13 protein-coding genes and 4 pseudogenes are annotated in these 14306 nt (G+C 58.7%); 7 read left to right on the top strand and 10 right to left on the bottom strand.

Annotated elements, in window-relative coordinates:
- Nucleotides 1-21: 21 nt before the first annotated feature.
- Entirely contained in the window at nt 22-1059 is a 1038-nt protein-coding gene (gene tehA / locus TM49_RS09360; protein WP_082074681.1) for a dicarboxylate transporter/tellurite-resistance protein TehA, read from the bottom strand.
- A gap of 182 nt (nt 1060-1241) precedes the next feature.
- The gene (locus tag TM49_RS09365) at nt 1242-2768 is read right to left on the bottom strand and encodes an ATP-binding protein (protein WP_045680791.1); all 1527 of its coding nucleotides are present in this window, start codon (nt 2766-2768) and stop codon (nt 1242-1244) included.
- Between the two features lie 294 nt (nt 2769-3062).
- Here TM49_RS09365 and TM49_RS09370 point away from each other — a divergent pair, with 294 nt between their 5' ends.
- Nucleotides 3063-3812, top strand: a complete 750-nt coding sequence (locus TM49_RS09370) for an SDR family NAD(P)-dependent oxidoreductase (RefSeq protein WP_045680792.1) — start codon at nt 3063-3065, stop codon at nt 3810-3812.
- Nucleotides 3813-4277: 465 nt separating this feature from the next.
- On the opposite strand, the pseudogene TM49_RS23880 reads toward TM49_RS09370, so the two are convergent.
- A pseudogene (locus TM49_RS23880) lies at nt 4278-4501 on the bottom strand (integrase core domain-containing protein); the annotation flags it as partial.
- A 40-nt stretch (nt 4502-4541) separates the two neighbouring features.
- Here TM49_RS23880 and TM49_RS24060 point away from each other — a divergent pair.
- Nucleotides 4542-4697 (top strand): annotated as a pseudogene (locus TM49_RS24060) (IS3 family transposase); the annotation flags it as partial.
- Between the two features lie 186 nt (nt 4698-4883).
- Here TM49_RS24060 and TM49_RS09380 read toward each other — a convergent pair.
- The 5 genes from TM49_RS09380 to TM49_RS09400 form a co-directional block, all read right to left on the bottom strand.
- Complete coding sequence (locus TM49_RS09380) at nt 4884-5066, bottom strand: hypothetical protein (RefSeq protein ID WP_045680794.1); 183 nt, start codon at nt 5064-5066, stop codon at nt 4884-4886.
- A gap of 35 nt (nt 5067-5101) precedes the next feature.
- Nucleotides 5102-5662: a helix-turn-helix domain-containing protein gene (locus TM49_RS09385; RefSeq protein ID WP_045680796.1), complete on the bottom strand. Its 561-nt coding sequence runs from the start codon at nt 5660-5662 to the stop codon at nt 5102-5104.
- 259 nt (nt 5663-5921) lie between these two features.
- Nucleotides 5922-6437 (bottom strand): Dps family protein, encoded by a 516-nt coding sequence (locus TM49_RS09390; RefSeq protein WP_045680798.1) that lies wholly within the window; start codon nt 6435-6437, stop codon nt 5922-5924.
- A 24-nt stretch (nt 6438-6461) separates the two neighbouring features.
- Nucleotides 6462-7328, bottom strand: coding sequence for a DUF1275 family protein (locus tag TM49_RS09395; RefSeq protein ID WP_082074683.1), 867 nt, complete (start codon nt 7326-7328; stop codon nt 6462-6464).
- 58 nt (nt 7329-7386) lie between these two features.
- Complete coding sequence (locus TM49_RS09400; protein WP_144409523.1) at nt 7387-8229, bottom strand: alpha/beta fold hydrolase; 843 nt, start codon at nt 8227-8229, stop codon at nt 7387-7389.
- 276 nt (nt 8230-8505) lie between these two features.
- Here TM49_RS09400 and TM49_RS23885 point away from each other — a divergent pair.
- From TM49_RS23885 to TM49_RS09410, 3 genes and pseudogenes are all read left to right on the top strand, one after another.
- Nucleotides 8506-8987, top strand: a pseudogene (locus TM49_RS23885) (DDE-type integrase/transposase/recombinase); the annotation flags it as partial.
- Nucleotides 8961-9263: pseudogene (locus TM49_RS24065) on the top strand (integrase core domain-containing protein). The pseudogenes TM49_RS23885 and TM49_RS24065, both read left to right, overlap by 27 nt.
- A 250-nt stretch (nt 9264-9513) precedes the next feature.
- On the top strand, nt 9514-9990 hold the full coding sequence (locus tag TM49_RS09410; RefSeq protein WP_082074896.1) for a helix-turn-helix domain-containing protein: 477 nt from the start codon (nt 9514-9516) through the stop codon (nt 9988-9990).
- Nucleotides 9991-9999: 9 nt separating this feature from the next.
- On the opposite strand, the gene TM49_RS09415 is transcribed toward TM49_RS09410, so the two are convergent.
- Both TM49_RS09415 and TM49_RS09420 read right to left on the bottom strand, forming a co-directional pair.
- Entirely contained in the window at nt 10000-10269 is a 270-nt protein-coding gene (locus TM49_RS09415) for a hypothetical protein (RefSeq protein WP_045680802.1), read from the bottom strand.
- Nucleotides 10270-10442: 173 nt separating this feature from the next.
- The gene (locus tag TM49_RS09420) at nt 10443-12956 is read right to left on the bottom strand and encodes an MFS transporter (protein WP_244464828.1); all 2514 of its coding nucleotides are present in this window, start codon (nt 12954-12956) and stop codon (nt 10443-10445) included.
- A 199-nt stretch (nt 12957-13155) separates the two neighbouring features.
- Here TM49_RS09420 and TM49_RS09425 point away from each other — a divergent pair, with 199 nt between their 5' ends.
- Together TM49_RS09425 and TM49_RS09430 are read left to right on the top strand one after the other, a co-directional pair.
- Nucleotides 13156-13824, top strand: coding sequence for a response regulator transcription factor (locus TM49_RS09425; RefSeq protein WP_082074685.1), 669 nt, complete (start codon nt 13156-13158; stop codon nt 13822-13824).
- Nucleotides 13825-13952: 128 nt separating this feature from the next.
- Nucleotides 13953-14285 carry a response regulator transcription factor gene (locus TM49_RS09430; RefSeq protein WP_244464829.1) on the top strand — a complete coding sequence of 111 codons (333 nt, stop codon included), beginning with the start codon at nt 13953-13955 and terminating at the stop codon, nt 14283-14285.
- Nucleotides 14286-14306 lie beyond the last annotated feature (21 nt).

Below are 14306 nucleotides of genomic sequence, written 5' to 3' on the forward strand. Positions count from 1 at the left end.
TGTTCCTGAACGAGCCGCCTGTCATGCCCCGGCGCCGGGGATTGCGGGCCTGAGGTTCGGGTAAAGGCGCCCGGAGAACAGAAGCCACAGCGTCATCAGCGTCAGGCCGCCGACAAGGATATTGGCCATGATGAACATGGCGATGGCGATGACAGAGACGGCGCCGTTGTCGCCATGGGCCATCAGCTCCAGCGGCGCGACGGCAATCGAGGTTGCACCGAAGGTAAAGCCCCAGAAGCCCGCGACCGGACCACTTTCGCGAAACCATCCGGCAAGGCGCGCCAGGATCGCCAGCTGCAGGATGCCATAACCGATCATCGCGTGAACGAGAATGTCGGGCGCGCCACCGGAGACCGCGATATAGGCCACCGCGCCAACGGGCGCAGGTGCGAGATGGATGCCGAGTGTCGGGCGGATCGCCTTTGCCGTCGTCGGCGCGGTCAGAAGCCGGTGCAGGATAACCGATTCCATCGCCAGCCAGGCAAAGAAACCCGATCCGAAGGCAAACTGGCCCCAGTCCGGATAGCCAAGCGCGGAGGCAACGGTTGCGGTGACAAAACTGCCGGCCACAGTGGGAAGATAGAGCACGGCCGTATTCTGTGCCGGGTCGCGCTCGCCCTTCCACAATTCGCCGGTCCGCCAGACGCCGAAGATCGCGGTCATGGCAAATCCGCAAAGATAGACGACGGCTGCCGCAGCATAGGAATAGGGCAGGAGGCCGCCGGCAATCAGCATGGTCGCCACCCCGGTCAGGCCGATATAGCAGCACATGATCGGATGGGAGGCTTCCTGCCGGAAGGCCGTCAGGCTGGTCAGGATCTTGGTGCCGTAAAGCAGCATCAGGGCGGCCCACACGGCAGCGCCGAGCGCGAAGATGGCCTCGGATATGAAGCCGGGAAGCGGAAAGATCCGCTCGGCGACCCGCCAGGCATTGGCGAGCCCGCCAAGGCCCAGAACCATGCCGAAGAATGAGGCCGGCGTTGCAGCTGCCAGCCGGGCGAACCATCCGCCCGGGGCGATGGCCGGCGGCGCCGATGTCGTCGTGACGGTCGAGGGCATGTCGGTTTCCTTCCTTGAAACGGTCCCGCCCGGGCAAAAGACCACGGTCGCAAAGCGGGCAATCGGTACATCTTGCGCGATCGAATGTATTGCCGGCCGCCTTCAGCGCGGCATCTGACCGGCAGTGCCAGTTATCGCAGCGCCGGCGCACGCCATATTGGACAATATCGCCATTGCCTGGCTCATTGGGGTTTGGGTGGCGCTCTGGTGACGTTGTCCCCGCCTTGTGCTGGCGATAAAGTAGACAAAGGTTTGTCTGGCAATGAAAGGCCACCCGGCCGGTAAGTTGGTGCGGCTGAACGGGAGATCGGTAGACCCAGGTATTGCATTGCCGAGGGATGTTTCACTGGTCTGTTTCCGACCTGGCTGCGGCCAGCGACGTCCTTCAACGGCGATCCTTCCGGAGGATGAAGCTCCCTGACATAGTCTCGGGTGAGCGCCAGAAGATGATAGCTTTCCCCGCATGCGGAGCGCTCTATGACCGACTTCGACACGAGGCCGCGTACAGCTTCGTCGAAATGATCTTCTCCGAGTGTTGGTGCGGCCCGGCGCATATCCGCAAGAGAAAACGTCTCCGGCAGGCTTGAGATTGCCGACAACAACGCGTGTTCATCCGCCGTGAGCCGGGCGAAGCTGCGCTGCAGCGAGGCTCTCATGCTCTGCTGATAGGCTGGAGCGGTGCGCCGCCCGTGCCGCAGGATCGCAAGCGGCCGCTCAATCCGTTGCAACAGGTCGTCCAAGCCGAGTTCCGCAGCCCGGCCGGCCGCCAGCTCAAGCGCTAGTGGCAATCCGTCCAGGCTTCTGACGATTTCGGTCACCTGTCTGAGACAGGAGCTGCCCGGCGTAGGACGATTGGGTAGGCTACAGCCTGCGCGGTTGAGAAACAGCTGCACGGCCGGACTTGCGGCAATCTCCTCGGCATTGGCGGAACGTCCGGGCAATGGCAACGGACGAAGCCTCAGAACGATTTCGCCGGCGATGCGCAAGGGTTCGCGGCTAGTTACGAGGAGTGTGGTGGGCGGGTTTTCCGCAAGCATCGTCTCGGCAAGACGCGCGACTTGGTCGATCACCTGTTCGCAATTGTCGAGCACCAGCAGCAGGCGAGATCCCCGAGTGAGAGGGTGTTGTTCGAGAACGGCGTGAACGCGCTCTGCAACATGATGTGTATCGTCGGGCTCTGCAAGATCGATCATGACAGCGTCCGCACCAGCAGCCGAGTAACGCCGAGCGAAGGCCTGAGCAACAACCGTTTTGCCAACGCCGCCCGGGCCAACAAGACTGATCAGGCCGTGACCGGAGAGCACCTCCAAATCGGCCAGCGTGTCATCGCGTCCGTGCAGGATGGGGACAGATTTCAGATCGGCAGCATCATGCGCAAGGGGGCTGGGCTGCGTCTCCGTTTCGGCAACGAAGGCATAGCCCCGCCCGGGGATGGCCCGTACAAAAGGGCAGGTTGCAGTAGCTCCGAGTGCTTTTCTAAGCGCCACCATATGAACCCTGAGTACCCCTTCAGACACGATGGTGTCCGGCCAGACGGTGGCAATCAGGTCAGCCTTGCCGATTAACTCTCCGGGTCGCGCGGCGAGCGTCGAGAGGATGTCGAAGGCGCGTGAACCAATCTTGATGGGCTGGTCGTCGCGCGAAAGCTGCCGCGCAGGAATATTGAGCTCGAAATTGGCGAAGCGGATCTTCTCCATGTGCAGCGTCATGTTCGCCCCGTCCCAGATAGAGCCTATGAAAGATGGAAGGCGGAGGAACCTGCCGGCGATGTCGTTGGTTCCGGTCGCTCGAATAAACTTAACAAAATGATGGGGGCGGGAAAGATATATATACGTATAGGGCAGATATACGCGGGTATGCGGCAGTATTGCTATTTACACTATCCCTTAGGATAGTTTTTCCGGTGTGGAATAGCCAGTAAAGCTGAACCCCCGGATATATGCTTTGGAACAGGACACCCAAGTGGCCTGCAGCTGCAGCCAGTTTTAGAACGGAGAATTTCCATGGATCGCTTTCACGACCGCACCGCGCTGGTTACCGGTGCTTCAAAGGGCATCGGACGGGCCATAGCCATACGTCTGGCATCCGAAGGTGCGCATGTTGCTGTCAACTTCAACGAAGATGAAGACGGCGCAGGTCGGGTTGTCGAACAGATAATTGCGTGTGGCGGGAATGCATTTCCCGTTCAAGCTGATGTTGGTGCGCCGGGTGACATCGAAGCCATGTTTACGGTCATAGCAGAAAAGTTGGGGCGGCTTGATGTTCTAGTCAACAATGCCGGCATATACCGTTCTAGGCCTATCGAAGAGCTGGATGCGGCCGAATTCGATCGTCATTTCCACACTAATGTACTCGGCGGCATGATGGCGGTGCAGGCGGCGATGCCACTGCTGAATGCTGGGTCTGCCATCCTCTTCATAAGCTCTACCGCCAGTACCCAGGCGCCCGCGCTCGGTTCGGTTTACTCTGCCACAAAAGGAGCCGTAACCAGCGTAATCAAATCACTGGCAAAGGAGCTGGCGCCGTCCGGTATCCGTGTCAATGGTGTAAGCCCAGGTTTCGTTCGTACCGAGGGTGTGGCGTTAGCCGGCATGATCGGAACGGAATTCGAACAGCAGATCGTGGCAGCCACGCCGCTGGCCCGTGCAGGACGTCCGGAGGACATTGCTGCCGCTGCTGCATTCCTGACCTCCTACGAGGCAGACTTCATCACCGGTGAGGTGCTGGTGGTCTCCGGCGGACAAGCGATGTAGATGTTAATGTTAGCTGCACCATAAATAGCACATTTATGCGCGCTATATGATTGTTTTTATTGGATTCCAGTACGGCTTATTTTTTAGACATTATCCGATTCACTGAATGAAAGCATCTGATTCACCAAGTTCGGCTCTTCGCAGCTTTCTGGTAGAGCGATCACCGATTTGGCCACTCGCGTACAACGCTCTTCAGCTCCGAGATAGGAAAAGCGGTTTCATCCAGATTGACGATGGCGCGCGATAGGTCCTGTCGCTCGTAAAGCCACACCCATCCAAACAGGATCAGCAATCGGAGGAATTCCCGAATCCGCCATCAGTTTTTGACCTCGACGTGTAAGATGCCAAACAGTCTGCCGATTGTCCGTCATCGAATGATTATGGACAGAATGGGGTTTGGATTTCAGGAGGCTCTGGCTCGTCTGACTTGTTGATCTAAGCTGCGTTTGCGTGGTGTTGCAAGCGTCAGTTCTGGATTGTCTGTGGCACCGTCCTCTTTCGCTGTTTCAGGATTTGGCCACCTCTGCCGAAATAGACATCAGTTGGGGTGAGGTTGCCGAGGCCCCGTGGTATCGGCGGTTGTTGCAATGGTCGATGATTGCACTGATCTGAGCTTCCAGGTCTTCGGGGAAGAAGGAATTTTCGAGCAGGATCCGGTTTTTCAGTGTCTGGTGCCAGCGCTCGATCTTGTCCCGTCTCAACGCCTTTGAGACAGATCAGGCTCAACGGATAAGGGAGGGTTTTGGCCATCATAGCGTACGCAAAGACAAGGTGATAAAGGATATCCGCTGGGCCATCCGCAAATTCTATTCCGCTGAGGAGAAGATCAGCATCGTGCTGGAAGGCCAGCGCGGCGAAGACAGTATCGCCGTGCTCTGCCGGCAAGGACTCTTATATTCTCTATGAAACGGAAGATGGCGAATGGCATCGGGAATATGCCGAAGGCGTCGACAGGCCGGAGACGATTGTCGTGGATGACGAGAAACGGGACAAGCGATGAGCCTTAGGCCTCGCATGCACCTCAAAAGCCGCCGGAGACTGGAACCGGCGGCTTTTGCTTTCGTGGAACCATCATCGGGTTTTCGGCGGAACGAGTTCAGCAAATGTGATTGTGCCTAGGACATCTGGAACACTGAGTTTTATGCGGCGCCTTGGCGACAGCATCGGGTCGGGCAGGAAGGGCTCGAGGTCCAGGGGCTCCGGTAGCGTTGCGATCCCATCACGGACAGCAATGGCGGTTTCATCCTTGGCCATGGATTTTACTCCTCTTGAGATGGTTGCTCGCAGCCTCAGGAAAGGCGGTTCTGGGTGGCGCAGGCCCGCCGCCAGCCGGACGGCGTATAGCCGGTGTGCCGGCGGAAGATGCGCGAAAGATGCGCCTGGTCGGCAAGTCCACAATCAAGCGCAATTTCCGAAAGCGGGGCATCCGTCAGCGCGATCCGCCGCTTCGCCAGCTCCACGCGTCGGGCGATGACATAGGCATGCGGCGAAACGCCAAAGCTGACCTTGAAGGCGGCCGAGAAATAGCTCACGCTCAGCCGAAGCTGTCCGGCAAGATCAAGCAAGGCGATCGAACCGTCGATATTCTCCTCGATATAGCGCTTGATCTTGGAAACCTGCCATGGCGCAAGCCCACCCTTGGCGATGGCCCGGTTCGCGGATGCCGGAGCTGGCGGCGCGCCGCTGCCAGCCATCATCTGCTGTGCCTGGCTGAGGCAGGCGAGCGCCTTGCCACTGTCGCTGCCGATCAGCAGGAGCGCCTGCATGACGATATGCGAGACGTCGGCGGGCGCCTCTTTGCCGGAGGTCGTTACATGGTTGGCGGGCATTGGCAATGTGGCTTCGGTCATTCTCGGCTCCTTGGAAGCAATCCATCGGGATGTTCGATGCCGTCATTGTTGACTGAAGCCAGTACCGTCGGAATCACACTCTAATGTCGAAAAGCAAGACATGGGTGTGACGACGCCATACCTGCGTATAGGTATCGGGATCGCAGTGCCCCAAAACATCAAAGCCGCCGTGCCATCGGGTGTGGCAGGCGGCTGACAATGTCATGAAAAAAGGCCGGACGGACGCGGAGGTGGACACGCCCGCCCGGCAAGGGCTCCATCAGGCGTTGGTGGAGCGAAGGATCTCGAACAGGAACCAGACGCGCTTTTCTGTCTCGTCGATCCAGTTCTCCAGAAGGCTTGCGGTTGCCACGTCATTGTGCTCGTCGCACACGCCATGAAGGGCGCGCATGCGGGCCGCGAGATCGGCATTGTCGGAGCGCAGCTCCGCCAGCATTTCATGCGGATGGACGAATTCGGCGTCGTTGTCGGCAATGCGCTGTCGGGCGGCGATGGCCCCGATCGATGTCAGCGTCAGCCCGCCGAGCTTGCGGACGCGTTCTGCCAGCGGATCGGTCATCGCCAGCAGCTCGTCGGACTGGTCGTCAAGCATCAGATGCCAATCGCGAAAGCTTGCGCCGGACATGTGCCAGTGAAAATTCTTGGTCTTCATGAAGAGCGCGAAGATATCGGCAAGAAGCGCATTGGCGCCGCCGCTGATATCCCTCGTTGCGTCTGCACCGAGGCCGGATGGCGTGTGGAGCGAGGCACCGCGGCTTGCATGGGTATGGGTCATTGTCGTTTTCCTTGTTGAAGACGGTTACTCAAATCGTCCGCTCGCCGGTGGATCGCTGGCCGGAAAGCTCTCCCGCAACGTTTCGTCGAGGATGTCATCGGCTGAAGCGTTGCGTTCATCGCGTTCGACCTTGCCGGCACTCTGCTGACGTTCGCCGGTGAGATGGTCCGGCTTCGGACCTGACGGGATCATGTGAAGGCTCCGATTGAGGCTGGAATTTGGTATCCCCTCGCCCTCATGCCCCGTCAGCAGCGCCGCGACCATGAGCAGGGGTGGGAACAGAAAGCAGAAACGATGCAGGAAATGGTAGGCGAGCGCCGCCCCGACGCAGCCGATGGCAAAGCACAAGAGTGCCCGCATCAAGGGCGCAAGCTTCGGCAGAACCGCCCTGGCGGAAGCCTCGCCTCCCCAGAGCAGGTCGGAAAGGTCGATCATGATCTGGGTTGTGGTCCCGGTCAGCAGCGTCGTCGGTGGCAGATCGGTCATGTGCACACGATGAAGCGCATTCTGGATCGCCATCGCCACGACAAGCACCATGCCGAGCAGGATCTCGCCAATGCTGCCGGAATAGTGCGCCGGAAGATCAAAGGCCAGCGCCGCGGCAATAACGAACAGCACCAATTGAAGGACAAGGAAAACCGGGATCACCGGATAGCGGCTCAGCTGCAGCCACCGACCTGCCCGCCGCACGACCATGACGGTGAGGCAGAAGACCGGTAGTGCCAGAAGCTTGGCGACCACACCGCCTGTTCCGGTTGCGATCGTGGCGCCGAGGGTCACGAAGTTGCCTGTCACATGCGCGGTAAACAGGCCGCCCAGCGCGATGAACCCCATCGTATCGACATAGCCGCCGTTAAAACTCAGTATCGATGCAAGCGCTGCCCGCGACATGTCGGTACTCCGTCCGGGATAAGGCCACGGCGGGCGCCCCGCCATGGCACAAACCGTTTCAGCCCTGGATAAAGGCCAGAATATCGGGATTGATCACCTCGGCATGGGTGGTCAGCATGCCGTGCGGGAAGCCCGGATAGATCTTCAGCTGCGAGCCGGACACCAGTTTCGCCTGCAGCTCGGAAGCGTCCTTGTAGGGCACGATCTGATCGTCATCGCCCTGCAGGATCAACGTCGGCACGGTGATCGCCTTGAGATCGTCCGTCTGGTCGGTTTCCGAAAACGCCTTGATACCGTCGTAATGGGCCTTGGCGCTGCCGTTCATGCCCTGCCGCCACCAGTTGGTGATCACGCCTTGATAGACCTTCGCATCGGGACGGTTGAAACCGTAGAATGGGCCGGAGGCGACATCAAGGAAGAACTGCGCCCGGTTCGCCGCAAGCTGCGCACGGAAGTCATCGAAGACAGCAATCGGCGTGCCGCCGGGATTGCTGTCGGACTTGACCATGATCGGCGGCACTGCGGCAACCATGACGAGGCCGGCAACGCGCCCCTGAGGCTGGCCGAAACGGGCAACGTATGCAAGCGCCTCGCCGCCACCGGTGGAATGGCCGATATGGACTGCATTCTTGAGGTCAAGCGCGGCAGTGACAGCTGCGGCATCGGCGGCATAATGCGCCATGTCGTGCCCGTCGCTCACCTGCGCCGAACGGCCGTGGCCACGGCGGTCATGGGCGACAACGCGAAAGCCCTTGTTGACGAAGAACATCATCTGGGCGTCCCAGTCATCGCTGGAAAGCGGCCAGCCATGGTGGAACATGATCGGCTGGGCATCTTTCGGACCCCAGTCCTTGTAGAAAATCTCGACGCCATCCTCGGTGGTGATAAAGTTCTCGGCCATCTGGCTCGCTCCTTCAGGTTGATTTTCGGGCTCATCCGCCATCGCGATTGACGGAAGCACAGCAAAGAAAGATGCGGATGCCCCGCCAATCAGCGCTTGCCGGCGTGTGAGGGAAATCAGGTCGTTCACGTTCGTCTCCTTCAGATATCGACAAGCCCTTGCGGTTGTTCTGACGGAGACGAAACTAGCGATGAGGGAGACATGCCGATTGTCAAAACATCAGGCGGTTTGAACGATCGTGCGGTGGAGTTTGGCTGGCAGATGCGAACTTGCCCCGAGCGCCGGCGCTTCGGCTACCGCCGGATCCATTTCATGCTGGATCGGCAAAGGATCGTCATGAACCTGAAGAAACTCCGGCGGCTTTACCGGGAAGAGAAGCTGACCGTGCGCAAGCGCGGCAGCCGCGAGAGGGCATTGAGAACAAGGCGACCATTGGGCTTGCCCTCACGCCCCATCGAGCGCTGGAGCCCGGATTTCATCAGTGATGCCTTCATAGATGGCCGCCGCTTCCAGGTGTCGTAAATGGCTTCACCCGCGAATGCTTGTGTCTCGTCGCGGACACATCGCTGTCTGGCGTTCGCCTTGCCCGGGAGCTGGACACCTTCATCGACAGGCGAGGCAAGCCAAGGACTACTGTTTCCGATAACGGCACGGAGATGACCAGTATGGCGATCCTCAAATGATGCCAGGAGACCCATATTGAATGGCACTATATCGCTCCCGGCAGGTCGATGCAGAACGGCTTTATCGAAAGCTTCATGTGTAGACGGCCCCGCGGGCGCAAGTGCTTTAATTGTGATGTCCATCGGTGGTGAGTTTATGTATTCGGCCTGTTCATGCAGCCCTTGCATGACTGCGGGCCCTGATGGTGTGCGCCGATCAGCGAGACGCTGTTCTCGTCGCTCGCCAAAGCGCGCGCTGCCATCTCAATTTGGAAGGAGGATTACAACGCAAACAGGCCGCTTTCATCGCTGGGCAATATCATCACCAACGAGCTCGCAATGAAAATGGCACTGGAGAAACAGGCCGCTTGAGGCCAGATTGGAAACCCGATAATCTCCGGAAAATGGAAGAAAATCGGGCCTCAGGTCAACAATCCTCTACACATGCCACCCGTCCGGCGAAGCCGATGCTTCACATCGGAACCAAAACCCAACTTTTTGTGACTTTCATTGGGGGCGTTTACAGTTAACGCTCTGCCCAATAACTCTTAACAACACTGAACTCGTCCGATAGGTGGCTTGCGGTCACTCTTTCTGCATCCAGATGCAAAAGGAGTTTTCGATGATCGCATCTTTGTACAGCAACGACGATCACGTCGTTCCCGGTTGTGCCAGCCGATTTGCGCCCCCGACCGGACTCGCCGACTGGCAGTGCAAGAAAGTCATACGCTTCGTCGCCGGCAATTACGAGCGTTCCCTGCGGGTCTCCGATCTCGCCAGCGTTGCGCGACTGAGCGCCAGCCAATTTTCTAAATCATTCCGCGTGAGTTTCGGCATCTCGCCTTACGACTATGTTCTCAGGATACGCATCGAGGCTGCCAAGGATCTGCTTTGCTGCTCCGACGAGCCCCTCAGCCAGATCGCCTACGGCTGTGGGCTCTATGATCAGGCCCATCTTTCCCGGCTTTTCAAGAGATATGTCGGCACATCCCCGCAGCGTTGGCGGCGTTTTGTGAAGTCTGAGGAACGATGCGGCACAATCAGACGGAGCGGTGCCGCGACCCTGGTGAGGTCGCAGACAGTCAGCCGATTGAACTAGGGTGAGCAACTATAGATGGCCGACCGGCAAATGAGGAAGAACGTCATCAACAACCTCGGTCTCCGGCCGGTCTGCACCCTGGACATCTTCCGCCCGCCAGCGGCCATCCGCCGTCTGGTATAATATATGCGCGTTGCTTCCGCTGGAACGCTGACGTTCTGCCGCGTGCCGCGCGGCATCGAGGGCCAGGGCATGGCTTGGAAATGGTTCCGACCACACATCATCCAGATGATAGGCGTAACCGCCATCGTGGAACCCGACATGGTAGACAACCTTCATTGCTGATATCCTTTTTCAGGGCGAAGTAACCCACCGGCCCATCGTGACCTCGACCGCTTCAGGCCTGCTAACATGCAGATATTCAAGCGTTTTGAGACCCGCAAATATTGTATGATGTTGCGGTGCCGGATATCCGCGAAGAGGCGTCGATGCCAGGAGCTGTCGGTTCCGCGCTAGGCCGCAGAGGTGGCCTGTACTTTTCCAGCAAGCGGAATGGCGATATCGAAGATCGCCCCGCCGGTGTCGCTGTTGCGTGCAGACAGCGAACCACCGTGCGCTTCGGCGATCGTTTTGCAGATTGCCAGACCGACGCCCATGCCATCCTTCTTGGTGGTGAAGAATGGGTTGAACAGCTTGGCGAGATTATCGTCTGAAATGCCGGGGCCATTGTCCGAGATCGTGATGATGGCAAGTCGGTCAGAGGTCTCGTGCGCGCGAACGGCAATTTCCATCTGTCGTTCCGTGGCGGGGCGCTCACGCATGGCCTGGATGGCGTTCGTTATCAGGTTCGTCAGTAGCTGCTGCATCTCCAGACGGTCGGCCTGGATGAAGATCGAGGGCTCAGCAAGCCGGAATGCGACTCGCACGCGTGCGGTCAGCAACTCACGTTCCATAAGATCAAGCACTTCTGAAATCAGCGTCTTGACCTCAAGAGCTCCTACGCTTCGCTTTTCGCCACGCAGCAATTCACGCGTCTTCTGAATGATCTTGCTGGCCCTGAGGCTGTGCTGAACCGCACGCTCGGCGGCTTTCGTCGCCGACTGTATATCGGGCGGGCTTGCAGCAAGCCAGCGCATGCAGGCCTGTGCGCTCATCACGGCTGCCCCGATAGGTTGGTTCACCTCATGGGCAATGGAAGCAGATATGGCCCCGACTGTTGCAATCCGTCCGGCGCGAGCCAGCTCCCCTTGCGCCAGAAGCATCGCTTCGCGGGCATGTTCGCGCTCCGTGATGTCAACAATAGCGCAAGCAACTCGCTCGAGCGCATTCGACGGCAGCGCCAGTACGATATGGACCAGCCGCTCTCCTCCATTTCGGTCGATGAGCGCCGTCTCGGTTTCGAGTTGCGATGCACCAGCCGAAAGTGCGGCAAGCATCTTAACCGGCAATTCGCTTTCGGGCGGAAGAAATACGCTGATCGGTCCCAAAACCTCGCTCGCTCGTTCACATCCGAGCAGCTGAAGCGTTGCGCGGTTCGCATCGGCGAGAAGGATGAGATCGCCGAAGCTTTCTGGATTTTGCGGTCCGCATTTAGGTGAGGTCGCGCCGCGGTGTTGGCTCGGTTCCTTTGCCTCGTTGATCACCAAATCGGCGAGCTGTGAGAGGTCAATTTCGCACAAGGCGATGTGATTCTGTTCGAAGATGGAGCGGTACCGTGCCTCGCTCTTTGATAGGTCGGAAAGCGCACGTCGTCTGGCGCTGGCGTCGAAGGCGACGAGACTAATCCCACCCATGAGCGTTACATAGAAGCCTACGGCCACAAGCCCGCTCATATTGGCGAGCGTTTGAGAGATGATCGGCGAGAAAGCGCCACCAAGAATGCCGCCGATGTTGAAAGCAACAGACGTTCCGGTGTAGCGCACACGGGCAGGAAAGAGGCCTGGCAGCCAAGCGCCGAGTGGACCATTGACGACGCCCATGACGGTAAGAGAAAAGGCGAGCAGCATGAATATCGTCACCAGAGAGCCGCTGCCAAGCATGGGCGCAAGCACTATTCCGGTGACGATCGTGCCGTAGCAGCCGAACATCAGTACGCGTTCGGCATCCTGCCGGTCGGACCACCAGCTTGCCAGGATGATCGCCACTGCCATGAAGCCGATCGCGGCCAGCTCAATCATCAGGAAGGTTGAGCGTTCGTAGCCGAGTACGCCCGTGCCGTAGCCGAGCATGAATGCAGTGACCGTATAGTAGAGCGAAAAGCAGGCAATCACCCCAAGGGCACCGATGATGACTTCACGCCACTGGTTCTTGAACACCTCGAGAAGGGGAACCGATGCCGGACTTTCATCCGCCATGGCCTCGGAGTATTCGCGTGTTTCTACCAGATTAAAGCGAACCCAAAGCCCGAGCCAGACTAGTGGAGCGCTTGCAATGAATGGAATACGCCATCCCCAATCGGCAAAATCTTCGGGTGTCAGGCAAAGCGTTAGGATTAAGAACAGTCCATTGGCCAGCACAAACCCAACAGGCGCGCCAAGCGGCGCGAACATCGCATAGCGCGTTTTCCAGCCTGGCGGGGCGTTTTCAAAAGCGATGAGCGCCGCGCCGGTCCATTCGCCGCCGAGCGCCAGGCCCTGACCGAACCGCAACAGGCACAGCAGCAGTGGAGCGAGCCATCCAGCCACGGCATAGGTGGGGAGGAAGCCGATTGCGGCGCTACAAATGCCCATGAGCAGCAGTGAGATGACCAGTGTGGTCTTGCGGCCGACACGATCGCCGAAATGCCCGAACAGCGTGCCGCCAAGGGGGCGGGCGATGAAGGCAATGCCGAAGCTTGCGTAGGCGCCGAGAAGTTCTGCCGAGGAGACGCCTGAGGGAAAGAAGATCGGTCCGAAGATCAGGCTTGCGGCCGTTGCGTAGATGTAGAAATCGTAGAACTCGACCGAGGTCCCGATCAGGCTCGAGAGCAGGATGCGTCTGGTCATCCGGTCTTTGGTGAAGGTCTTGGCTTGGTTCAGATTGGGCAATGCATCGGCCGTGCAGCAGAGGATCCAGACACGACCTTATAGGTCGGGCGACATGAGACGACAGTTTGCCCGCCCCGATGGCCCATGTCATCTGAACTCATGGATAGGTACACGCGTGGAAGCGGTCATGCGAAGCTTTCATCGAATCGTATGACATGCCCGCGCGATCGCCGGCACCAGTGAGCAAAGAGAAACTTTCATGTCACCTCTGGCAGGCGGTAGCCCAAGCGGCAGCACACATGCGCTCTCAGGCAAGACCGACAGCAAGCCGATGGTTGTTGTTGTCGACGACGACGAGGGCTTGCGCACAAGCCTTATTGATGTATTGCGCTCCGTAGGCGTCGAAGCAGTGGGATACGGCTCAACTGCTCCCCTGCTTGACGGTTCCTTGCCGGCGCAAGCGGCCTGTATCATCCTGGATATCCGGCTGCCAGGGATAAGCGGGCTTGATTTTCAGGACAAGCTGCAGGCGAGCGGCATCCACCTCCCCATCATCTTTATGACCGGATTCGGCGATGTTCCGATGAGTGTGCGCGCGATGAAGGCAGGGGCGCTGGACTTCTTGACCAAGCCGTTCCGCGATCAGGAGATCATCGATGCCGTCTCGCTTGCGATCGAGCGAGATACCGAACGGCGTCAGCAGCTCGCCCAACGGCGTAACCTAGAGATGCTTGTCGCGACGTTGACGCCGCGAGAGAGTGAAGTGATGGGACATGTCATTGCGGGTCTTCTGAACAAGCAGATCGCGTTTGAGCTCGGATTGAGCGAAATCACCGTGAAGATTCATCGCGGCAATCTGATGAGGAAAATGAAGTGCAACTCGGTGGCCGAGCTTGTTCTCAAGACCGAGCCGCTACGCCAGATCTAGAAGCATTAGCCCACTGCATACCATCGTATGACTACCGCTCGACGTGAGCGACGCTATTTTCTTTTTGGAACCGTCTGAAGAGAGAGGAGCCTTGCTTGCTGTCGGTTGATAGGAAAACAGTCGCTATAGTGGATGATGACGACGACCTGCTGGAGGCGACGGCATTCTTCCTAGAATCGATGGGCTATGACGTGGTTTCCTTCGCATCCGGCGAGGCGTTTCTCGCTGCAGGCGGCGCCCATCGCGTCGAACTGCTGCTTAGTGACATCAACATGCCGGGCATGTCTGGGCTCGAGCTCCAGGATATCGTCAGGCACCGTTTTCCCAAGATCAAAGTCATCATGATGACAGCGCTTCGAGATGAGGCTCTCAAAGAGAAGGCTCTGGCCAACGGTGCTCGTGATCTGCTGCAGAAACCGATCCTCGCCGACGACCTGGTAAATTCAATCGAGAAGGCGTGAGCTACGCATTGGCGTCGATGC

Origin of the sequence: Martelella endophytica (assembly GCF_000960975.1) — a bacterium.
In the GTDB taxonomy this organism is placed as follows: Bacteria; Pseudomonadota; Alphaproteobacteria; order Rhizobiales; family Rhizobiaceae; genus Martelella; species Martelella endophytica.